Origin of the sequence: Mesorhizobium album (assembly GCF_033977205.1) — a bacterium.
In the GTDB taxonomy this organism is placed as follows: Bacteria; Pseudomonadota; Alphaproteobacteria; order Rhizobiales; family Rhizobiaceae; genus Mesorhizobium; species Mesorhizobium album.
Genome location: NZ_JAVIIW010000007.1, coordinates 39,857 through 61,940, shown reverse-complemented (window position 1 = coordinate 61,940; position 22,084 = coordinate 39,857). Strand labels below are relative to the sequence as shown.

Genomic DNA, 22,084 nt, shown 5'->3' with positions numbered 1-22,084 from the left:
TTTAAAGACCCGAATCCAAGGACCCTGGGGAGCGAGGGCACTGGCACAGAAGATCAAGCTTTCGACGATCGCGGATGCGCTTGGCGTGTCCACGGCAACGGTATCGCTGGCGCTGCGCGACAGTCCGCTGGTCGCAGGCTCCACGCGCGAGCGCATCAAGGAGCATGCCCGCGCCATCGGCTATATCTACAATCGCCGCGCCGCGTCGCTGCGCACCTCGCGCTCCGGCATTGTCGGCGTCGTCGTGCACGACATCATGAACCCGTTCTTCGCCGAGATCCTGCGCTCGATCGAAAGCGAGCTCGACCGCAGCCGCCAGACCTTCATCCTGTCCAATCATTACGACCAGCTCGAAAAGCAGCGCACCTTCATCGACACGCTGCTGCAGCTCGGCGCCGACGGCGTCATCATGTCGCCGGCCATCGGTACGCCGGCCGAGGACATCATCATGGCCGAGGAAAACGGCCTGCCTGCGGTGCTGATCGCGCGCACCGTCGCCGGCGCCGATGTGCCGGTCTTCCGCGGCGACGATGCCTATGGCACGGCGCTTGCCACCAACCACCTGATCTCGCTCGGCCACAAGCGCATCGCCATGATCGGCGGCACCGACCAGACCTCGACCGGCCGCGACCGCTACCAGGGCTATCTCAATGCGATGGAAGCGGCCGGGCTGGAGGTGAAGCCGTCCTGGCGCATTCCCGGGCCGCGCACCAAGCAGGCCGGATTCGAGGCCGCAGGACAGTTTTTGGCGCTGAAAGACAAGCCGACCGCCGCCTGCTGCTGGAATGATCTGGTCGCCATCGGACTGATGAACGGTATCGCGCGGGCTGGGCTCGTGCCGGGCGTCGACATCTCGGTCACCGGCTATGACGATCTCGAGGAGGCCGCAATCGCAACTCCGGCATTGACAACGGTCTGGAATGGCCAGCGCGAAGTCGGCCGCCGCGCTGCCAGCGCGCTGCTCGACAAGCTGAACGGGCAAGCAGTTCGGCCGTCGCAGGAACTGATCAAGCCGGAGCTGCACGTGCGCCAGTCCACCGGCAAGCCGGTGGAGCGTCAATGACAAAGGCGGAAGCGAAGTTCCCGGTCGCCATTCTGGTGCCGGGCCATTTCAACGACCATGCGATAGGCCGCATCGACAGGGCGTTCCGGCGCGTGCGGATCGAGCGCGCCGATCCCTCCCTCGTCACCGGCGAGATGCGTGAGGCCGTGCGCGGCGTCGCCTCCTTCGGCGGCATCAACGCGGCCATGATCGATGCGCTGCCCAACCTCGAAATCATCGCCAATTTTGGCGTCGGCTATGATTCGGTCGACGCCAATCACGCTGCCAGGCGCGGCGTGATGGTCACCAATACTCCGGATGTGCTGACCGAGGAGGTCGCCGACACCACGATCGGCCTGTTGATCAACACCGTGCGCGAAATGTACGCCGCCGAGAAATGGCTGCGCGACGGCGACTGGGTGAAGAAGGGCAATTACCGCCTGAGCCGGCTCACCTTGCGCGGCCGCCGTGTCGGCATCTTCGGCATGGGCCGCATCGGCCTCGCCGTCGCCCATCGCCTGGAAGCTTTCGGCCTGCCGATTGCCTATCACAACCGCCGCAAGGTCGAGGGCTTCTCCTACGAATACCACACGACGCTGAAGGGCTTGGCCGAGGCGGTCGACACCCTTATTTGCGTGGCGCCGGGCGGCGCCGCGACGGAAAAGGCCATCAATGCCGAGATACTGTCGGCGCTTGGTGCGAACGGCGTCTTCGTCAATATCGGCCGCGGCAGCACGGTGGATGAGGCGGCGCTCGCCGCCGCCCTCGAAAATGGCACCATCGCCGCCGCCGGGCTCGATGTCTTTGCCGACGAACCGAACGTGCCCAAGGCGCTGCTCGAGGCCCCCAACACCTCGCTTCTGCCGCATGTCGGCTCGGCGTCGGACCACACCCGCCGCGCCATGGCCGATCTCTGCGTCGACAATCTGGTCTCCTGGTTCGGTGAGCGCCGGCCGCTCACGCCGGTGCCGGAGACGATCAGCGTCAAGCCGCGCGCCTGACAGGCAACGCTTGCCATATTTGTTAACGCCTGCTTAACCCTTTGGAATCATTGTTCATACATCGTTATGCATATCGGCCAAAGTTTGCAGTGATGACATGCATGGACCAGAGGAAATTGCGCGGCGCGCTGAGTGCGGAGAGACAGAGTGAAGCTGTTGGCCGGGTTGGTTGCGTCGGTTGCTTTGTATGGGAGCGTTCAGTTCCTGCATGACGGCGATGACCAGAGCGCGGCCACCGAACCCGCAGCGTCAGGCACCTACCGATTGACCGCCAATGGCGACGAGGCGTCCTGTGCCGTTCGGCGCGGCGCCGAAGTGTCGGACGGTCTGTCGCTGTTAAGCGTCGCCCCGAATTGCCGGAGGCTGCTACCTGGCATCGAGCACGCAAAATTCTGGCGCGAGCTGGCCGACGGCACGGTCGCCTTCAGCGTGAACGGCATCGATCCGGTCGTCACGTTCAGCGTCGCCGATGGCGACGGCTACGAATCCTACGCGCCGGCCATGCCGCTGCTGGCGCTGAACAACGACAAATAACGAGCAGGATTCCGGAGGCGGGCTTATTCCGCCGCGGCGCGCGCCCCGGCCTTCGCCGCCGCGTGCAGCCGCACGGCATCGCCGAAAGCGCGAAAAATCTTGGCCGAGGCGCTGTCCGACTTCACCCAATATTCGGGGTGCCACTGCACGCCGACCGCGAAGGCGCGGGCATCCTTGACCGACACCGCCTCGATCGTCCCGTCGGTGGCCAAAGCCTCGACCTGCAGCTTGGCGCCGAGCCGGTCGATCGCCTGGCGGTGCAGTGAATTGACCTTCATCTCGCCGGCGCCGAACACGCCGGCGAGGCAGCTTCCTGGCTTGATCGAAATCGTCTGGTGGATGCCGAAGCGCTCGTCCTGATTGTCGCTCACCGGCGCGCGGTGATCGAGCGAGCCCTCGCGCTCATGGATCTCGGTGCCCAGCGTGCCGCCCAGGGCAACGTTAAGCTCCTGGATGCCGCGGCAGATGGCGAGCAGCGGCACGCCGCGCTCGATCGCCTTGCGGATCAGCGGCAGCGTGGTGGAGTCGCGTGCCGGATCGTAGGGGCCGTTGGCCTCGCTGGCATCGCCGCCATAGAGCGAGGGATGCACGTTGGACTTCGAGCCCGTGACCATGACGCCGTCGACGGAGGACAGCAGCTCGTCGAGATCGAGCCGGTCGCCGAAGGAAGGCACCAGCACCGGGAACACGCCGGCGCCAGCGACCGCCGCCTCCAGATATTGCTGCGGCGCGGCATGCCAGGTGTAGTTGTCGAACTGGCGGACATCGGTCGAGACGGCGACGAGCGGCTGCTGCATTTTGGACACGGTTTCCCAGAGGCTACGGATTATCTTGGCTAACGGATTATTCTGCCTACAAAATAGGCGATCCGAACGCACTTTGCCATGGCAAGTTTCGCCGCCTCGCATAGGCCAGCGCCATGCGTGTTAGACTATAGTTGCATCTTGTGCGCGATACTGGACTCGACATCTTGCCCGTGTATGTTTCTTCCCAACCGATCCGGACACCGAGGGTCCGAACGTCGGTCTGTTGATCCACAAGGGAGGAAACTGCATGGATCGTCGTTCATTCATCCGCAAGGCCGGTGCGTCCGGTGTCGGCGCCGCGGCAGCGGCCGCAGCGCTCGCCACGCCGGCGATCGCCCAGTCCAACCCGAAAGTGACATGGCGGCTGGCATCGTCCTTCCCGAAATCGCTCGACACGATCTATGGCGGCGCCGAAGTCTTCTCCAAGATGCTGTCGGAAGCGACCGACGGCAATTTCCAGGTCCAGGTCTTCGCCTCGGGCGAGCTGGTGCCCGGCCTTCAGGCCGCCGACGCCACCACGGCCGGCACCGTCGAGGCCTGCCACACGGTGGCATACTACTACTGGGGCAAGGACCCGACCTGGGCGCTGGGCGCCGCGGTGCCCTTCTCGCTCAACGCGCGCGGCATGAACGCCTGGCACTACCACGGCGGCGGCATCGACCTGTTCAACGAGTTCCTGGCCACGCAGGGGCTGTTCGGCCTGCCGGGCGGCAACACCGGCGTGCAGATGGGCGGCTGGTTCCGCAAGCAGATCAACACGGTCGCCGACCTGTCGGGCCTCAAGATGCGCATCGGCGGCTTCGCCGGCAAGGTGGTGCAGAAGCTCGGCGTCGTGCCGCAGCAGATCGCCGGCGGCGATATCTATCCGGCGCTGGAAAAAGGCACCATCGACGCCGCCGAATGGGTCGGCCCCTATGACGATGAGAAGCTCGGCTTCTACAAGGTCGCCCCCTACTACTACTATCCCGGCTGGTGGGAAGGCGGCCCGACCGTGCATCTGATGTTCAACAAGGCCAAATACGAGGAACTGTCGCCGGCCTACAAATCGCTGGTGCACACGGCCGCGCAGGCCGCCGACGCCAACATGCTGCAGAAATACGACAATCTCAATCCGGCCGCGGTGAAGCGGCTGGTCGCCGGCGGCGCCAAGCTGGCGCCTTTCAGCCAGGAGATCATGGCGGCCTGCTTCGAAAAGGCCAACGAAGTCTATGCCGAAATGGAAGCCAACAACGCGCCGTTCAAGAAGATCTGGGAATCGATCAAGGGCTTCCGCAAGGAGCACTATCTCTGGGCCCAGGTCGCCGAATACAACTACGACACCTTCATGATGGTGCAGCAGCGCAACGGCAAGCTGTAGGCGAGCTCCCCTTCTCCCCTCGTGGGAGAAGGTGGATCGGCGCGCAGCGCCGAGACGGATGAGGGGTGTTGGAAGGAATGAGGCGTTAGCATTCCCTGGAACACCCCTCGTCGCCTTCGGCGACACCTTCTCCCACAAGGGGAGAAGGGAAGAACTGCGCGCGCAGCCAGATGAGGGGCGGCGCCAACGAGAAGCGAACTGAAGCGCCTCGCTCCCTTTGGATAGAGATCAGCGGCCCGGCACCACCAGCACCTTGACCTCGCCCGGAGCGGCGGGGTTCGAGATCACCTGCGGCGCCTCTTCGAGGCTGACCTGCCTTGAAATCAGCCTATCGATCTCGATCGCGCCCGAGGCGATCAACTGGGCCGCGCGGCCATGCGTGAACGGATTGAGGAAGGAGCCAAGCACCTTCAGTTCGCGAAACAGGAGGTCGAACGGCTCGACGGCCACCTTCATCCCTTGCGGCACGACGCCGACGATAACGACCGTGCCGCCGGCCTTGGCAATGCGCATCGACTGCTCCACCGTGTCGCGCACACCGGCGCATTCCAGCACCACGTCGACGCCACCAGGCACCAGGCCGGCCGGTCCGACGATAGCTTCGACAGGATCGACGGCGCTCGGGTCGACCGTCGCCGTGGCGCCGAGCTCCTCGGCAAGCGCCCGGCGCGAGGCCTGCCTTGTCGAGAGCACGACGGTCGCGGCGCCGGCGAGCCTCGCCAATTGCACGACAAGCAGGCCGATGACGCCGCCGCCGAGCACCGCCACGGAGTCGCCCGGTCTGATGGCGGCGAGGTCGGCGCCGTGCAGGCAGCAGGCCAGCGGTTCGCAGAAGGCGCCATGCGTCGGTTTTAGGCTGGAAGGCAGCCGGAAGGCCTGGCTTTGCGGCATCAGCACGTAGTCGGCAAAGCCGCCGTCCCGGTGGATGCCGATAGCCCTGAGACTGCTGCACAAATTGACGCGGCCGGCACGGCAATGGCTGCAGCGGCCGCAGGCGATGTTGGGATCGCCGGTGACCCGATCGCCGACGGCGATGCCCGACACCGCGTCGCCGACCGCCTCGACGATGCCGCAGAATTCATGGCCGAGGGTGACCGGCGGCGTGCAGGGAAACTCGCCATGGAACAGATGCCGGTCGGTGCCGCAGACGCCGCAGGCTTCGATCCGCACCAGGACATCCTCCGGCCCGGGTGAAGGTTTGTCGACCTCGCGAAGCGCAATGCTGCCGATCGCTTCCAGCCGGACGGCTCTCATGGCGGTCACCTCAATTGAAACTCGGCGGTTTCGAAAGGTCGGGCGCCGGCGCTGCCGGCTTGGCCGGCGGCGCGTTGCCGAAATTCGGCGGCTGCGACAGATCGGGCGTGCCGGGCGCCGCAGGCGCGCCGCCATTCGCCGGCGCGGCGCCGTTGTCGGCCGGTGGCGTGCCGAGTCCCGGCATCTCCGGCAGTTTGAGATCGATCGTGCTCGGTTCGACGGCGGCGCCCTTATAGCGCATCACCATTTGCGGGAAGGCGATGGTGAGCCCGATCATGATCACCTGGATACCGACGAAGGGCACCGCGCCCCAGTAGATCTGGCCGGTGGTGACCGGCGCGACCTGCTTGCCGGTGATGCGGTCGAGATAGGGCACCCGCGCCGCGACCGACCGCAGGTAGAACAGCGCGAAGCCGAAAGGCGGATGCATGAAGCTGGTCTGCATGTTGACGCCGAGCAGCACGCCGAACCAGATCAGGTCGATGCCGAGTTTGTCGGCAGCGGGGGCCAAGAGCGGCACGATGATGAAGGCGAGCTCGAAGAAATCGAGGAAGAAGGCGAGCACGAAGACCAGGATGTTGACGCCGATCAGGAAGCCGGTCTCGCCGCCCGGCAGCGAGGTCAGGAGATGCTCGACCCAGATATGGCCGTTGACGCCATAGAAGGTGAGCGAGAAGACACGCGCGCCGATCAGGATGAACAGCACGAAGGAGGAGAGCCTTGTAGTGGAGGCCAGCGCCTGCTTGATGACGTCGAATGACAGCCGCCCCTTTGCCGCGGCCATGATCAACGCGCCGACTGAACCCATCGCGCCGCCTTCGGTCGGCGTGGCGATGCCGAGGAAGATGGTGCCGAGCACCAGGAAGATCAGCGCCAGCGGCGGGATCAGCACGATCACCACCTGCTGCGCCAGCTTGGACATCATGTTGATCCCGAGCTGCTGGTCGGCAACCGCCACGACGTAGATCGCGATGACGCCGACGGTGGCCCCCAGTATGTCGGCGTTGTCGCCATGGGCCGGCACGAGGTAGCGATAGGCCCCATAGGAGACCGCGACCGCGACCAGCAGGGCCACGATCAGCGAGATCACGCCGTGGCCGAGCGTGCGTGCTTCGATGGGCAGCGCCGGCATCGAGTGCGGCCGGATGATCGACATGATCAGGATGTAGAGCATATAGATCCCGGTCAGCACGAGGCCGGGAATCAGCGCGCCCGCATACATGTCGCCGACCGAGCGACCGAGCTGGTCGGCGAGCACGATCAGCACCAGCGAGGGCGGGATGATCTGGGCAAGCGTGCCGGATGCCGCGATCACGCCCGAGGCGAGCCGGCGGTCGTAGCCGTAGCGCAGCATAATCGGCAGCGAGATCAGTCCCATGGCGATGACGGAGGCCGCCACCACGCCGGTGGTGGCGGCAAGCAGCGCGCCGACGAAGATCACCGCATAGGCAAGGCCGCCGCGGATCGGGCCGAACAGCTGGCCGACCGTGTCGAGCAGGTCCTCGGCCATGCCGGACCGTTCCAGCACGATGCCCATGAAGGTGAAGAACGGGATGGCCAGCAGCGTGTCGTTCGACATCACCCTGGTGCCGTAGAAATTGTCGGGCAACGCATGCAGCAGCGGCCAGGCGAGGTTGATCGACCCGCCGGAATAGGGCGACAAGAGCACGCCGATGAAGAAGAACAGAAGACCGTTTGCAGCGAGCGAGAAGGCGACGGGGTAGCCGATCAAGAGGAAGATGATCAGCGAGGCGAACATGATCGGCGCCATGTTCTGCGCGATGAATTCGATCATGAACGCACCTCGCCGGCCAGCGCCTTGGCTTCTTCGGCCAGCGCCTTGGCCTCGAGCTCGGCTTGTTCATGCGCCGATACGAAGGGATTGGGATCCTCCATGTCGCCGCGCATGATGGCGATCTTCTTGATGATCTCGGAAACGCCCTGCAGCGCCAGCAGGAAGAAGCCGACGAGCAGGATGGCCTTCGCCGGCCAGACGATCAGGCCGCCCGCATTGGTCGACATCTCGCCGCTGTGGAAGGACAGCGACACGTAAGGCACGAAATAGATCACCATCAGCACCACGAACGGCATCAGGAAGAAGAGGTGGCCCAAGAGGTCTATCCAGTGCTGCACCCGGCGCGAAAACATGCCGTAGACGATATCGATGCGGATATGGTCGTTCTGCTTCAGCGTGTAGGCGGCCGCCAGCATGAAGGCGGCGCCGAAAAGGTACCACTGCAGTTCGAGCCAGGCGTTGGACGAGATGTCGAGCGCCTTGCGGATGACGGCATTGCCGGCGCTCACCAGGATCGCAAGCAGGATCAGCCAAGACACCCAGCGGCCGATGAACTCGTTGATGCGGTCGATCGTCCTGGATAGAGCGAGCAGCCCTGCCATGCATTTCCTCCCTCACGCATCGGGCCGAAATCGTCGTCGATTCCGGAAAATACGATGCCTAGACTTCAAAGTGCCGGCTGCGCCCAATTCCCCCATCCGGTGTCGCGCCGCTTGGCCCAACGGTATGCAGTGCGTGGTCCGGCAGGTCAACATGGCAAAGCATCGGCTGTGCGCCGATGCGCCGTGCCGGGCGCGAGAACCGCCGCCTCACGGAACGTCATGCAACCAAAGTCTGATGGGTTTCAGGCGACCTTGGCCTGGTCGCGGCCGGCGCCGATCAGCACCAGCATGACGACGAGGAAGAGATATATCCAGCCATCGCGCCATTCGATCGGGAAATAGCCTGCCCACAGCGATTCGGCCATGCCGAAGGCCGCGGCGCCGAGAGCCGCCTTGAGCGGCGACAGATAGCCGCCGACCGCCGTTACGAACAGGATTTTGAGGCCGTAGACGAGGCCGGTGCCGAAGCTGATGTTGCCGTAATAGAAGCCGGCGAGCACGCCGGCAAAAGCCGCGCAGAAGCCGCCATAGAGCACCGCGCGACGGAACACGGCGCGCACGTCGATGCCGCACATGGCCGCCGCCTTCGGATCGTCGGAGACGGCCCGCCAGGCGCGGCCGAAGCGCGAATGGGAAAACATCCAGGCGGCCAGCGCCACCACCGCGATTACCGCCCCGCAGTCCAAAAGCTGGATGACGGTGAGCGTCACCTTGAAGCCGGTATCCTGGGCGAAGACGACGGGCTGGGCGAGCATCGGCGGCAGCCAGAGGTCATGGGTGTCGGCGGCGATGCGGCTCGCTTCCGACAGGAACAGCAAGATGCCGAGTGTCGTCACCACGATAGCGTTGGGCGACCGGTCCGCCAGCCTTTCGAACACGCTGCGCCACAGCACCTGGCTGATCAGCATCGCATAGAGCATGGCGGCGACGATGCCGAGCGCGACCGAGGCGAACAGCGTCAGCCACAGCGCTTGGTAGCCGAAGGCGGCGGTCAGGATCATGGTGTGGCCGCAAAAGGCAAACAGCGCGCCATAGGCAAGATTGGTGCGGTGCAGGATACCGTTGGTCAGCACATAGCCGAAGGCGAGCAGCGCATAGAGCGCGCCTGAATGCAGCCCGTTCAGCACCTGCTGGTAGAAATAGAGCATGGAGCATCCCTGCAGCGCCGCGCGTCCTTTGGGACGCGCAAAGGACGCTGTAGCACTTTAATTTGGCGACGAGCCTTGCATCAGGAATCTAACTTGTCAAATATGTTTTATCGGTTAGATTTCTCTTATGACGGTATCCTGGACTCCGCATCGCTTCACCGGCGGCATTCTCGCGCTCGACACTGCGAACACGGTCGTGCTGCGCAACGATCCGGGAAAGACCTTCGACCGCTTCGACGATCCAGCCGAGATCGCTCGCTTCGCCGAGGCGGCGAGTGGCTTTCGCGCCACCGAGCTCGGTGGCCGGCGGTTGGCGGCGCCGGAACCGGACAGCATCGCCCCGGTGGTGCTGTCGATCCGCGAGGCGACCGACCGCCTGTTTCGCCATGCCGTGACGGAGGGCGCGATCGCCACACGCCATCTGCCGGATTTCCTGACGGCCTGCGCCGAAGGGCTCTCCGGCAGCGCGACCGAGATCGGCGCGCCGGGCCGCCCTTTCGGCGATCCGGCGACGCCGATCGCCTTCGAGGCGGCTTTGGCCGTCTCGGCGCTTTCGCTGTTACGCGACGAAACCGTTGCCAGGCTCAGGATCTGTCCGAACTGCAGCTGGCTGTTCATCGACCGCAGCCGCAACTCCAGCCGCCTCTGGTGCGACATGGCCGTCTGCGGCAACCGCCAGAAGGCGAACCGCTATTATCGCCGCCGCACGGCGGCCAGGGAGGCCACCAATGCGTAGAAAATTCCGTTCGATCGCGCTCGGCGCGGCGTTGATCGCCGTGACGGCGCTCGGCGCCTGCCGCGACACCAGCAAGGAGCAGCTCTTCGCCATCTCCGGCAAGCTGTTCGAGTTCAACTATCGGCTCGGCATCGCCACCTACGTCATCACGCTGAAGCCGCTGCGGCCGATGGCCGAGGGGCAGGTTGCCGTGGTGAATTTCCAGAATCCGGCCGGCGGCGACCCGCTCATCGTCAACCAGAAGATATGGCCGAAGCTTCCCCATATCACCTTGACCAGCCCGCCGCTCACCTGCGTGGTCAAGGACAAGCCCTATTCCGTCACGATCCGCATCGAGGATTCCAGCGGCACTTTGCTCCAAAGCCTCGAGACCACGATGACCTCGTCGGAGGATCAGACGATGCTGCCGGACCGGCCGCTGGTGATCGGGCCGAAATACGAGCTCAACCCGGACCTCGCCGGCCATCCCGACGGCAAGCTGCCCGATCAGCCGAAGCCGGATTGCTCGAAGGCTGCCTAGAGCACGATCCCGAACCGGAGGTCAGCGTCCGCAAAAAGCGTGTAGCGGTCTTCGGAAAGATCATGCTCAACCAGGCCGCCCTGGCCAATGAAATTTTCGTGCTTCATGAAGCGCTTAGCGTCATCTTAAATGCGCCGGGCGGCTTCACCCGGACCGTTTGTTGCGTCCGCTCTGGCCTCTGTGATTTTGTTTGACCTCTCCTGCAAGGGAAGAAAGACTGCGGCGTCCCACTCCGACGTTGGCCGCCCGGTCTGAGGTGCGCCTGCGCAGAGGAAATGCCCTGATGACGCTGCATGATGTCGCGCTCGACGACAAATTCGACCTTGGCAAGGAGCGCGTCCTCCTGTCCGGGGCGCAGGCTGTCGTGCGCATGCTTCTTATGCAGCGCGAGCGCGACCGCCGCGCCGGCCTCAACACCGCGGGCTTCGTCTCCGGCTATCGCGGCTCGCCGCTCGGCGGCCTCGACATGCAGCTCTGGAGGGCGAAGCGGCAGCTTGCCCAGGCCGAAATCGTCTTCCAGCCCGGCCTCAACGAAGAGCTTGCCGCCACCGCCTGCTGGGGGTCGCAGCAGACCGAGCTCTTGGGCGAAGGTACGCATGACGGCGTCTTTGCCGTCTGGTACGGCAAGGGCCCAGGCGTCGACCGCTCCGGCGACGTGTTCCGCCACGCCAATCTTGCCGGCTCGTCGAGAAACGGCGGCGTTCTCGCCCTGATGGGCGACGACCACATGGCCGAATCCTCGACCAACGCGCATGCCACCGAGTTCCTCTTTGTCGACACCATGGTGCCGATCCTCAACCCGGCCGGTGTCCAGGAGATCATCGACTACGGCCTCTACGGCTTTGCCATGTCGCGCTTCGCCGGCACCTGGGCGGCGATCAAATGCGTCAAGGACAACATCGAATCGACGGCCTCGGTCGACGCATCGATCGAGCGGCTTAACATCGTCCTGCCCGAGTTCGACATGCCGCCCGGCGGCCTCAACATCCGCCACGAGATCAACATGCTCGGCCAGGAGGAGAGGCTGCATGAGTACAAGCGCGCCGCGGCCGCCGCCTTCATCCAGGCCAATGGGCTTAACCGCATCGTCTATTCCGGCGGCCGCAACCCCAAGCTCGGCGTCATCACCATCGGCAAGAGCTATCTCGACGTCCGCCAGGCGCTGGAGGATATCGGCATCGACGAGAAGGCCGCCAACCGGATCGGCATCCGGCTGTTCAAGGTAGGCTGCCCCTGGCCGCTCGATTTTCAGCACGTTGCCGACTTCGCCCGCGGCCTCGACACCATCGTCGTCGTCGAGGAAAAGCGCTCGCTGATCGAGGTGCAGCTGCGCGAGAACCTCTACGGCACCGCCATCCAGCCGGCCATCGTCGGCAAGAAGGACGAGCGCGGCGACTGGCTGTTTCCGGCCAAGGGCGCGCTCGATCCGAACGAGATCGCGATCGCGCTTGGCGAGCGTATCCTGCGCACCATCGGCCCGTCGGAGGAGATCGCCGCGCGGGTGGCGAAGTTGCGCCAGTTCCAGGCCATGCTTGCCGATACCGTCGACATCGGCTCGCGCACGCCCTTCTTCTGCTCCGGCTGCCCACACAATTCCTCGACCAAGGTGCCGGACGGCTCGCTCGCCGCCGCCGGCATCGGCTGCCACTTCATGTCGCTATGGATGGACAGGAACACCGTCGGCTTCACCGCCATGGGCGGCGAGGGCGCGCAATGGGTCGGCCAGGCGCCGTTCTCGAAGCGTGGCCATATCTTCCAGAATCTCGGCGACGGCACCTACAACCATTCCGGCCTGCTGGCGATCCGCTTTGCGCTGTCCTCCGGCGCCAACATCACCTACAAGATCCTCTACAACGACGCGGTCGCCATGACCGGCGGCCAGCCGCATGAAGGCGGCCTCACGGTGGACATGATCGCCAGGCAGGTGCGCGCCGAAGGCGTCGACCGCATCGCCGTCGTCACCGACGAGCCCGAAAAATATGCCGGCAAGGCCGATTTTCCGGCCGGTGCCACCATCCATCACCGCGACGACCTCGACCTTGTCCAGCGCCAATTGCGCGATGTGAAGGGTGTGTCGGTGCTTCTCTACGACCAGACCTGCGCCGCCGAGAAGCGCCGCCGCCGCAAGCGCGGCACCTTCCCGGACCCCGACAAACGCGTCTTCATCAACGAATTGGTCTGCGAAGGCTGTGGCGATTGCGGCGTGGAGTCGAACTGCGTCTCGATCCAGCCGGTCGAGACCGAGTTCGGCCGCAAGCGCCGGATCGACCAGTCGAGCTGCAACAAGGATTTTTCCTGCCTCAACGGCTTTTGCCCGTCCTTCGTCACCGTACATGGCGCCAGGATCAGGAAGGCGGATGGCCTTGCCGGCAAGACCGATCCGCTCGACGGCGTGCCGTCGCCCGCCGGATTCCCGCTCGGCGACCAGGGGTGGGCGGCGATCATCGACGGCGTTGGCGGCACCGGCGTCGTCACCATAGGCGCGGTGCTCGGCATGGCCGCGCATCTCGAAGGCAAGGGCTGCGGCATGATCGATATGGCAGGCCTTGCTCAGAAGGGCGGCTCGGTCTTCACCCATGTCCGCATTGCCCCGACGCCCGAGGACATCCACGCCATCCGCGTTTCTGCCGGCAAGGCCGATCTCGTGCTCGGCTGCGACCTTGTCGTCTCCGGTGCCAAGAAAGTGCTCGCTGCGGTGCGCGAGGGGCACACGATGTTCCTCGCCAACACCGCCGAAATCATGCCAGGCGAATTCACCCGCGCTGCTGACTTCTCCCTGCCTGTCGAGCGGCTGAAGAAGGCGATCCGTGCTGCCGCCGGCGACGACAAAGCCCATTTCTTCGACGCCACCCGCACCGCGACGGCGTTGTTTGGCAATTCGCTCGGCGCCAACATGTTCATGCTCGGCTTCGCCTTCCAGCATGGCGGGCTGCCGCTGTCGGCAGAAGCCGTTGAAAAGGCTATCGAATTGAACGGAGAAGCGGTGGCGATGAACATCGCTGCCTTCCGCTGGGGCCGCTGCGCCGCGCACCGGCCGGATTTTGTGCGCGGCCTGGTCGGCCGGACGGGCGAGCCGGCGTCGGCGCCTGCCGAAACGCTCGACGATATCATCGCCCGACGCGTCGCCTTCCTCACCGCCTACCAGAACGCCGCCTATGGCAAGCGCTATGCCGACAGGGTGGTTGCGCTGCGTGCCGCCGAGGCACGCGCGGTTCCCGGTTCGACAGCGGTCGCGGAGGCCGCCGCCAGGAATCTCTTCAAGCTGATGGCGATCAAGGACGAGTATGAGGTGGCGCGGCTTTACACCGACGGCAGCTTCGCAGCCGACCTCGCAAGGCAGTTCCAGAGCTACGAAAAGCTCGAATTCCACCTTGCGCCGCCGATCCTCGGGCGGCGCGGTAACGACGGCAAGCCGAGGAAATCGAGCTTCGGCCCTTGGATGATGAAGGCGTTTCGCCTGCTTGCCGCAATGAAAGGTCTCCGCGGCACCGCCTTCGATCTCTTCGGCCATACCGCCGAACGGCGCACCGAGCGGCAGCTGCTTGCGCAATACGAAGCGGATCTCGATCTGATCGCCACAGCACTTGCGCGGGGCAGCATCGAGGCCGCCGCTGCCCTTGCCTCCGTACCGGCGCTCGTCCGCGGCTATGGCCATGTCCGGCAGGCCAGCGCCGCAAAGGCGGCGCAGGAGCGCTCCAGGCTGCTTCAGCGGCTCAACCAAGCCGTCCCGGCGCCGGTTCTCAGCGCCGCCGAGTGATTGCGCCAGCCGCTTGTTCGAAGCGTCTTTCCGTCTGCCTGCGTCCTCGTGCCCCGACGGGCAAGCCCGGACCGGTTCTTAAGCGTTTCCTGTTCTAAGCCTTTCTTAAGGCGGTTGTGTCATGACAAGGCTTAGCGTTGGGCCGACGATATGGGCAGAACAAAGACCGAGAGCATCCCGGCGGATGTCTATATCCAGTTTGTGCGGTCGTTGTTCGACAACGCGTACATGTTGGTGATCGGCGGTGCGTGCTATTGGATCCTCGGATTCATGATTTATCTGCGCACGTACAATCCGTTGTTCATCGGTTTTTCTTTTCTTCTGCTGTCCATCAGCCTTTTCCGTTACTTCGGCATTCGCAGCTTCCTGAAGACAGGCGGCATGATAGCCGATGTCGAACAGGCACAAAGATTGGAGCGCAACTACATCCTCAAGGGCAGCTTGCAGGGTCTCGGGTTGGGCTCGCTGTGCTTCATATCGATCTATGTGTATCCCGATCCCTTCGCCGAACTGGCGGCGATGTCGTTGACCTTGGCGACCCTGGTAACGGTTGTCGGCCGTAACTACGGGTCTCCGCGCATGGTGCGGGTTTTTTCGGTAACCTTCATTGGTCCGGCGGCCCTTGCGCTCTTGCTGCGTATGGATGCCCCTTCCGTCCTGCTCGGCCTGATGATCATCCCCCTGACATTCATCACGATCAACAGCGCCGACCACGTCCGCAACGTGCTTTTCTCGGCGGTTATCGGCCACAAGCAGGCAAGGTCCGTAACGCGCAAGTTCGACCGCGCGCTGAACACCATGTCGCATGGCCTGGTCATGCTCGGACCGGACGGACGCGTCGCGGTCGCCAATGCCGAGGCGGCCCATCTGATGTCGCTGAAATCGGCCGACTCGCTGCTCGGGCGCTCGATCCACGGGCTTCTGATGCGCGGCGTCGCCGGCGGCATGCTGGCGCCGAAGGACTGCCGCTACATCGAGGCGCAACTGACGCGCGCCCTGCGCGAGGGCCGGGATCGCAAGGTGCTGGTGTCGCTTGCCAATGGCCAGCACTACGAATTTTCGGCGCGCGAGGGCAGCCAGGAACTCGGCGTCGTCACCTTCGAGGATGTGACGGCTCGCGTCGAAGCGGAGGAAAAAATCCGTTTCATGGCGCGCTACGACAATCTCACCGGCCTGCCGAACCGCGCTTACTTCCACGAGCTGGCCGGCGAGGCCATGGCCTCCGGCGACCGCGACCGGCTCTGCGGCCTGGCGGTGCTCGACCTCGACGATTTCAAGAGCGTCAACGACACGCTCGGGCATCCGGTCGGCGACGGGCTGATCTATGCCGTGGCCGAACGGCTGGCGGCGGTTGCCGGGCCAGGCATCAATGTCAGCCGCTTCGGCGGCGACGAGTTCATGATCTATTTCGACCGCATCGAGGATGAGAGCCATCTCAGCGGCCTGCTCGACGAGATCTTTGCGGAATTGCAGGGCGAAGTTGACGTTGCCGGGCATGGCCTGCGCATCCAGGCCAGCGGCGGCGCGGTGTTGTCGATGGTCAAGGACAGCGATGTCGACGCCATGATCGTCAAGGCGGACCTGGCGCTCTACAAGGCCAAGGAGCTGGGCAAGAACAGCTGGCGGCTGTTCGAGGCATCGATGGATGCCGCCTTCCGCAATCGCCAGCTGATGAAGGCCGATCTGCGCAGCGCCGTGCAGAACAAGGAACTGCGCGTGGTCTACCAGCCGATCGTGTCGATGAGCACGATGCGCATCGCCAGCTGCGAGGCGTTATGCCGCTGGGATCATCCCGATCTCGGCCCGATTTCGCCGAGCGTCTTCATTCCGCTGGCCGAGGAGATGGGCATCATCTCGGAGATCAGCACCTTCGTGCTGCAGGCGGCCTGCGCCGAATGCGCCAAATGGCCGGCGCAGACCAGCGTTTCGATCAACCTCTCGGCCAAGGATTTCCGCAACCGCGACGTTGTCCAGAAGGTGCGGGACGCCCTGGCGGCGTCCGGCCTTGCGCCGCACCGGCTCGAGATCGAGGTCACCGAGACCGCCTTGCTCGACGACAAATCGCTGACGCGCGAGTTGATCGAAGAGCTGAAGACCCTTGGCGTGCGTATCGCGCTTGACGACTTCGGCACCGGCTATTCAAGCCTGAGCTATCTGCACAAGCTGCCGCTCGACAAGATCAAGATCGACCGCTCCTTCCTGATTGATGTGACCCAGAGCCCGCAGTCGCTCGATCTTTTGAAGGGTATCGTCGGCTTGACCCGGACGTTGGGCCTTGTCGTCACCATCGAAGGCGTCGAGACCTTCGAGCAGCTCAAAATACTGGTGCATTCGGTCAAACCGGACCTCGTGCAGGGGTTCCTCTTCGGTGCCGCGCTCAGCGCGTCGGGCATCGAGACGATGTCGAACGTCACCTGGCCGTTCGCCGCGGACCTGCGGCTCGCCGCCAAACGAACAGCCAGATAGCTCTGCAATTGCGAAGGCGCATTGCTTAAGCTGCGCAACGGCTTGCATGAGAACAGCAGTTTTGAAGCTCGCTTGGTAGGCGGCTTCTAGAATAGTCATAGGAAATTCGCGCAGCGATTTTCCGTCAGAAACTGCAACAAACCAAATATCTGCAGCGGATTGACGCTTCTACTGGAAGCTGAGCAGATCTGATGCTTTCCAATCCTGAACTCGCGGTGCTCTTGATATCGAGCGCGAGCTTAGATCAAGCCGCCATACTTGCTTTCTCAGCGCAACTCTGCAGAAGGGAGTCGCGCCGGCTATTAAGGTTAACGAAGGGTAAATCAGCAATATCGAATTTTCGGCTTGTGTCCCATTTCAACTCGAATAGCCTTATTCACAGGCGGATACGAGGACTTTGGCAGTGGACATTTCGGGGAACGATGCGCGGGCTCGCGCCGGCGCAAAAATCGACTCGGTGCTCAACCGAACGATGATGCAACTATTGGAGCATGTCGAATATCGCCTCATTACGGGGGGCGAGGATCTGGAGGCAATCTACCGGCTTCGCTATCAATCCTATCTGCGCTCCGGCATGTGCGGCCCGATCGCCAGCGGAATGTTCGAGGACCGCTGGGATAATCTGCCCAATTCCTACCGGTTCGGCGTCTATTGTTACGGTGAACTGGTCAGCACATTGCGCTTTCACTATATTTCCAGTGAGCAGCCATACTCGCCTTCGATCGACGCCTATCCCGAAATATTGCTTCCGCGGCTCGCCCGCGGGGAAACCTTCATCGACGGAACCCGCTTCGCCGCCGATCCCGACAGCGCGCCGGCGCCCGGAGTGCTGCCGTTCCTGACGCTCAGGATCGCCATGGTCGCCTCTTGTTACTTCGGCCAGGACTCGGTGCTTACGCCGGTCAAGCTCGAGCATTCCGCTTTCTACATGCGTTTCTTCCATGCCGTGCAGAGGAGCGAGGCCAAGCAATTTCCGGGCGTTCTTGCCCCGATCGCCCTGTTCGAAATTCCTGCCGGCGAAAATATGCGCCTGACGCTCGAACGGCTGCCGTTTTTCAAGTCGACACCGATGGAACAGCGGCTGATGTTCGGCAATCCGGCTATCAACCGGCTGACCCCGCTGTCCATCATACCGACGGCGAAATACTATCGCGACGCCGCCTGAACGGGCGTGTTTCCCCGCATCATGGACCTTTCCCGCGGCTTCGCCGTTATGAGGGTGCGGCGCGCATCCGGGCGCCGGCGAAATCCTGCCCCCAGGGCGTTTCGCCCGGGTTCATGTCGGGTTGTTCATGGGAAGGAATACGGATCATGACCATTCACTCGCTTGCGCTCGCGCCCCTAATCTCGCTGATCGCCGGCGTACTGATCCTGGTGATGCCGCGGCTGCTCAACTACATCGTCGCGCTTTACCTGATCGTCGTCGGCCTTCTGGGCCTGTTTCCGCACCTTGCCAGCTGAAGCCGGGGCGGTCCGCCCCTCGCGGCGAGCCCGTCCCAATTTCAACTTTCGCTTGAGGCTGTTGTCGCGGGCCGTGCGGCAATAGCGCCATTGCGCCTGGTCCGGCTTTTCGCTATGTGCCTCGGAGGCATTTTCGAAGGGGTATTCCTATGGCTGATCACACGCCGACCGGTCCTGTCGAACTGGGCGCGCAGATGGACTATGCCGAGCATGATCGCACCTACAAGGCATTCCTCGCGCTTGCCAAATACGGCTCGCTCGTCTGCGCCGCGATCCTGCTTGCCATGGCATTTGGTTTCTTCGTCGGCGGCTTCTTTTCCGGGGTCATCTTGTTCATCGTGATCACGGCCGTCGGCGCCCTCATTCTGCGGTAGACCTTCCAAAGCCCATTGCCCGTGACGCCGCCGGAGGTCCCGGCCGACGCCTGGCGCATCAGGTTCCAGCCGAAAGGATCATGCGGTGGGACAGACTGTATTCATCCCTCGTGAGGTTGATGCGAACGAGCCGCGTGTCGCGGCCTCGCCGGAAACGGTGAAACGGCTGGCGGGCCTAGGCTTCGAGGTGATTGTCGAGAAGGGTGCGGGCCTCGGCTCGCGCATCACCGATCAGGATTTCGCCGCCGCCGGCGGCACGATCGGAACAGCCGGCGATGCCAGGAAGGCCGACGTGGTGCTGAAAGTGCGCCGGCCGACCGATGACGAGCTGAAGGGCTACAAGTCGGGCGCGGCCGTCATCGCCATCATGGACCCCTACGGCAACGACGCCGCGGTGGCCGCGATGGCCAAAGCCGGCATCACCGCCTTCTCCATGGAATTCATGCCGCGCATCACCCGCGCGCAGGTAATGGACGTGCTGTCCTCGCAGGCCAATCTCGCCGGCTACCAGGCGGTGGTCGACGCGGCCGCCGAATATGACCGCGCGCTGCCGATGATGATGACGGCGGCCGGCACCGTGCCGGCGGCCAAGGCCTTCATCATGGGCGTCGGCGTCGCCGGCCTGCAGGCGATCGCCACCGCGCGTCGTCTCGGCGCGGTCGTCACCGCCACCGACGTGCGCCCGGCGGTGAAGGAGCAGGTGCAGTCGCTCGGTGCAAAATTCATGGCCGTCGAGGACGAGGAGTTCAAGGCGGCCGAGACGGCCGGCGGCTACGCCAAGGAAATGTCGAAGGAATACCAGGCCAAGCAGGCGGCGCTGACCGCCGAGCATATCGCCAAGCAGGATATCGTTATCACCACCGCGCTGATCCCCGGCCGGCCGGCGCCGAAGCTGGTCTCGGCTGCCATGGTCGCGTCGATGAAGCCCGGCTCGGTGATCGTCGACCTCGCGGTGGAGCGCGGCGGCAATGTCGAGGGCGCCGTGCCCGGCAAGGTCCTGACGACCGACAACGGCGTCAAGATCGTCGGCCATCTCAACGTGCCGGGTCGCGTCGCGGCATCGGCTTCGCTGCTCTATGCCAAGAACCTCTACGCCTTCCTCGAGACGATGGTCGATAAGGCGACGAAGACACTCGCCATCAAGCGCGACGACGAACTGGTCAAGGCGACGATGCTGACCGATGCTGGCAAGGTCGTGCATCCGAATTTCGCCAAGGCAACCGAGGCCCCGCGCACCGAACCGGCTGCGATCCCGGTCTCTACGATGGTCGCCGACGCATCGCCAAAACCTGCCGCGAAGAAGGCCGCGACGAAGAAACCCGCCGCAGCCAAGTCGCTCTCGTCCAAGTCGAAAGGGACCGCCTGATGGACCAGCTGCAGAAAGCCCTCGACCAGCTCGATCAGGCGACCGCCGCCGTTCGCCTCGCGGTGCAGGACCTGGCCAATGCGCCCGCCGGCGGCGCCGAGGCTGCGGGTAACGCGGCGCATGCGCTCTCGGGCGGCGCCATCGATCCCTTCGTCTTCCGCTTCGCCATCTTCGTGCTGGCGATCTTCGTCGGCTATTATGTCGTCTGGTCGGTCACGCCGGCGCTGCACACGCCGCTGATGGCCGTCACCAACGCCATCTCCTCGGTTATCGTCGTCGGCGCGCTGCTTGCCGTCGGCATCGCGGCTTCCGGCCTTGCCGCCGGCTTCGGCTTCATCGCCATGGTGCTGGTCTCGGTCAATATCTTCGGCGGCTTCCTCGTCACCCAGCGCATGCTCGCCATGTACAAGAAGAAGGAAAAGTGACGTGACCGTCAATCTGGCTTCCTTCCTCTATCTGGTCTCCGGAATCCTGTTCATCCTGGCGCTGCGCGGCCTCTCGCATCCGACCACCAGCCGTCAGGGCAATCTCTACGGCATGATCGGCATGGGCATCGCCATCGCCACCACGCTGGCGCTGGCCCTGCCGTCTGCGGGCCGCTTCGGCATGATCGTGCTGGGCCTCGCCATCGGCGGCGGCGTCGGCGCCTATGTGGCGCGCCGCATCGCCATGACCTCGATGCCGCAACTGGTCGCCGCCTTCCACTCGCTCGTCGGCTTCGCCGCTGTCATGGTGGCGGCTGCCGCCATCTACGCCCCGGAAAGCTTTGGCATCGGCACGGCGGGCGACATCCATGCCCAGGCGCTGATCGAGATGAGCCTTGGCGTCGCCATCGGCGCCATCACCTTCACCGGCTCGGTCATCGCCTTCCTCAAGCTCGACGGCCGCATGTCCGGCAAGCCGATCATGATCGGTGGCCGCCACCTGATCAACATCGCGCTCGGCGCGGCCTTGGTCGTGCTGATCGTGCTGCTGGTCTCCACCGAATCCAAGTTCGTCTTCTGGCTGATCGTGGCCGCCTCGCTGGTGCTCGGCGTGCTCTTGATCATCCCGATCGGCGGCGCCGACATGCCGGTCGTGGTGTCGATGCTGAACTCCTATTCCGGCTGGGCGGCGGCGGCGCTTGGCTTCACGCTTGGCAACCTGGCGCTGATCATCACCGGCGCGCTGGTCGGCTCTTCCGGTGCGATCCTGTCCTACATCATGTGCAAGGGCATGAACCGGAGCTTCATCTCCGTCATCCTCGGCGGCTTCGGCGGCGAGACTGCCGCGGCGGCCAGCGACGGCATCGAGCGCACGGTCAAGCAGGGCTCGGCCGACGACGCGGCTTACTTGATGATGAATGCGCAGAAGGTCATCATCGTGCCGGGCTACGGCATGGCGGTCGCCCAGGCGCAGCACGCGCTGCGCGAGATGGCCGACAAGCTCAAGGCCAACGGCGTGGAAGTAAAGTACGCCATCCACCCGGTCGCCGGCCGCATGCCCGGCCACATGAACGTGCTCCTGGCCGAGGCCAACGTGCCCTATGACGAGGTGTTCGAACTGGAGGACATCAACTCCGAGTTCGCGCAGGCCGACGTGGCCTATGTCATCGGCGCCAACGACGTGACCAACCCGTCCGCGCGCGACGACAAGTCCTCGCCGATCTTCGGCATGCCGATCCTCGACGTCGACAAGGCCCGCACCTGCCTCTTCGTCAAGCGCTCGCTCGGCTCCGGCTATGCCGGCATCGACAACACGCTGTTCTACAAGGACGGCACCATGATGCTGCTCGGCGACGCCAAGAAGATGACCGAGGAAATCGTCAAGGCGTTTGATCACTGATCCCGTCGCAGCTTCTGCAAAAAAGCCCGGCGAAATGACGC

At 64.2% G+C, this 22,084-nt stretch carries 20 protein-coding genes; 15 read left to right on the top strand and 5 right to left on the bottom strand.

Annotated elements, in window-relative coordinates; all coding sequences use genetic code 11:
- The first annotated feature begins 40 nt into the window (after positions 1–40).
- From RFN28_RS08145 to RFN28_RS08135, 3 genes are all read left to right on the top strand, one after another.
- Positions 41–1,063, top strand: a complete 1,023-nt coding sequence (locus RFN28_RS08145; protein ID WP_052459475.1) for a LacI family DNA-binding transcriptional regulator — start codon at positions 41–43, stop codon at positions 1,061–1,063.
- Positions 1,060–2,043, top strand: a complete 984-nt coding sequence (locus tag RFN28_RS08140) for a 2-hydroxyacid dehydrogenase (protein ID WP_320286859.1) — start codon at positions 1,060–1,062, stop codon at positions 2,041–2,043. The genes RFN28_RS08145 and RFN28_RS08140 overlap by 4 nt, the downstream gene beginning before the upstream one ends.
- 147 nt (positions 2,044–2,190) lie before the next feature.
- Positions 2,191–2,577: a hypothetical protein gene (locus RFN28_RS08135; protein ID WP_320286858.1), complete on the top strand. Its 387-nt coding sequence runs from the start codon at positions 2,191–2,193 to the stop codon at positions 2,575–2,577.
- Between the two features lie 23 nt (positions 2,578–2,600).
- Here RFN28_RS08135 and RFN28_RS08130 read toward each other — a convergent pair whose 3' ends face one another.
- Positions 2,601–3,374 (bottom strand): gamma-glutamyl-gamma-aminobutyrate hydrolase family protein, encoded by a 774-nt coding sequence (locus tag RFN28_RS08130; protein WP_320286857.1) that lies wholly within the window; start codon positions 3,372–3,374, stop codon positions 2,601–2,603.
- Between the two features lie 256 nt (positions 3,375–3,630).
- On the opposite strand from RFN28_RS08130, the gene RFN28_RS08125 reads away from it, so the two are divergent.
- Positions 3,631–4,740 (top strand): TRAP transporter substrate-binding protein, encoded by a 1,110-nt coding sequence (locus RFN28_RS08125; protein WP_320286856.1) that lies wholly within the window; start codon positions 3,631–3,633, stop codon positions 4,738–4,740.
- A 228-nt stretch (positions 4,741–4,968) separates the two neighbouring features.
- Here the strand turns inward: RFN28_RS08125 and RFN28_RS08120 are convergent, their stop codons facing one another.
- The 4 genes from RFN28_RS08120 to RFN28_RS08105 form a co-directional block, all read right to left on the bottom strand.
- Complete coding sequence (locus RFN28_RS08120; RefSeq protein ID WP_320286855.1) at positions 4,969–5,994, bottom strand: zinc-dependent alcohol dehydrogenase family protein; 1,026 nt, start codon at positions 5,992–5,994, stop codon at positions 4,969–4,971.
- Between the two features lie 10 nt (positions 5,995–6,004).
- A complete protein-coding gene (locus RFN28_RS08115) occupies positions 6,005–7,789 on the bottom strand; it encodes a TRAP transporter large permease (RefSeq protein ID WP_320286854.1) in 1,785 nt (594 codons plus the stop codon).
- Positions 7,786–8,391 carry a TRAP transporter small permease subunit gene (locus tag RFN28_RS08110; protein ID WP_320286853.1) on the bottom strand — a complete coding sequence of 202 codons (606 nt, stop codon included), beginning with the start codon at positions 8,389–8,391 and terminating at the stop codon, positions 7,786–7,788. Before RFN28_RS08110 ends, RFN28_RS08115 begins: the two co-directional genes overlap by 4 nt.
- A 242-nt stretch (positions 8,392–8,633) precedes the next feature.
- A complete protein-coding gene (locus RFN28_RS08105) occupies positions 8,634–9,539 on the bottom strand; it encodes a branched-chain amino acid ABC transporter permease (RefSeq protein WP_320286852.1) in 906 nt (301 codons plus the stop codon).
- 127 nt (positions 9,540–9,666) lie between these two features.
- Between RFN28_RS08105 and RFN28_RS08100 the strand changes: the two genes are divergently transcribed.
- From RFN28_RS08100 to RFN28_RS08050, 11 genes are all read left to right on the top strand, one after another.
- Positions 9,667–10,275: a CGNR zinc finger domain-containing protein gene (locus RFN28_RS08100; protein ID WP_320286851.1), complete on the top strand. Its 609-nt coding sequence runs from the start codon at positions 9,667–9,669 to the stop codon at positions 10,273–10,275.
- Positions 10,268–10,795 carry a hypothetical protein gene (locus RFN28_RS08095; protein WP_320286850.1) on the top strand — a complete coding sequence of 176 codons (528 nt, stop codon included), beginning with the start codon at positions 10,268–10,270 and terminating at the stop codon, positions 10,793–10,795. Before RFN28_RS08100 ends, RFN28_RS08095 begins: the two co-directional genes overlap by 8 nt.
- Positions 10,796–10,857: 62 nt before the next feature.
- A complete protein-coding gene (locus RFN28_RS08090) occupies positions 10,858–10,989 on the top strand; it encodes a hypothetical protein (protein WP_320286849.1) in 132 nt (43 codons plus the stop codon).
- A gap of 89 nt (positions 10,990–11,078) precedes the next feature.
- Positions 11,079–14,552, top strand: a complete 3,474-nt coding sequence (locus RFN28_RS08085) for an indolepyruvate ferredoxin oxidoreductase family protein (protein WP_320286848.1) — start codon at positions 11,079–11,081, stop codon at positions 14,550–14,552.
- 150 nt (positions 14,553–14,702) lie between these two features.
- Positions 14,703–17,018 carry a putative bifunctional diguanylate cyclase/phosphodiesterase gene (locus tag RFN28_RS08080; RefSeq protein ID WP_320286847.1) on the top strand — a complete coding sequence of 772 codons (2,316 nt, stop codon included), beginning with the start codon at positions 14,703–14,705 and terminating at the stop codon, positions 17,016–17,018.
- Between the two features lie 403 nt (positions 17,019–17,421).
- A complete protein-coding gene (locus RFN28_RS08075) occupies positions 17,422–18,183 on the top strand; it encodes an N-acyl amino acid synthase FeeM domain-containing protein (RefSeq protein WP_320286846.1) in 762 nt (253 codons plus the stop codon).
- A 146-nt stretch (positions 18,184–18,329) separates the two neighbouring features.
- A complete protein-coding gene (locus RFN28_RS08070; protein WP_320286845.1) occupies positions 18,330–18,479 on the top strand; it encodes a DUF3096 domain-containing protein in 150 nt (49 codons plus the stop codon).
- Positions 18,480–18,628: 149 nt separating this feature from the next.
- Positions 18,629–18,853 carry an aa3-type cytochrome c oxidase subunit IV gene (locus tag RFN28_RS08065; RefSeq protein WP_320286844.1) on the top strand — a complete coding sequence of 75 codons (225 nt, stop codon included), beginning with the start codon at positions 18,629–18,631 and terminating at the stop codon, positions 18,851–18,853.
- A gap of 85 nt (positions 18,854–18,938) precedes the next feature.
- Positions 18,939–20,219 (top strand): Re/Si-specific NAD(P)(+) transhydrogenase subunit alpha, encoded by a 1,281-nt coding sequence (locus tag RFN28_RS08060; RefSeq protein WP_320286843.1) that lies wholly within the window; start codon positions 18,939–18,941, stop codon positions 20,217–20,219.
- Positions 20,219–20,644, top strand: a complete 426-nt coding sequence (locus RFN28_RS08055) for a proton-translocating transhydrogenase family protein (RefSeq protein WP_150828522.1) — start codon at positions 20,219–20,221, stop codon at positions 20,642–20,644. The genes RFN28_RS08060 and RFN28_RS08055 overlap by 1 nt, the downstream gene beginning before the upstream one ends.
- A 1-nt stretch (position 20,645) precedes the next feature.
- Positions 20,646–22,043: an NAD(P)(+) transhydrogenase (Re/Si-specific) subunit beta gene (locus RFN28_RS08050; RefSeq protein WP_320286842.1), complete on the top strand. Its 1,398-nt coding sequence runs from the start codon at positions 20,646–20,648 to the stop codon at positions 22,041–22,043.
- Positions 22,044–22,084: the final 41 nt, after the last annotated feature.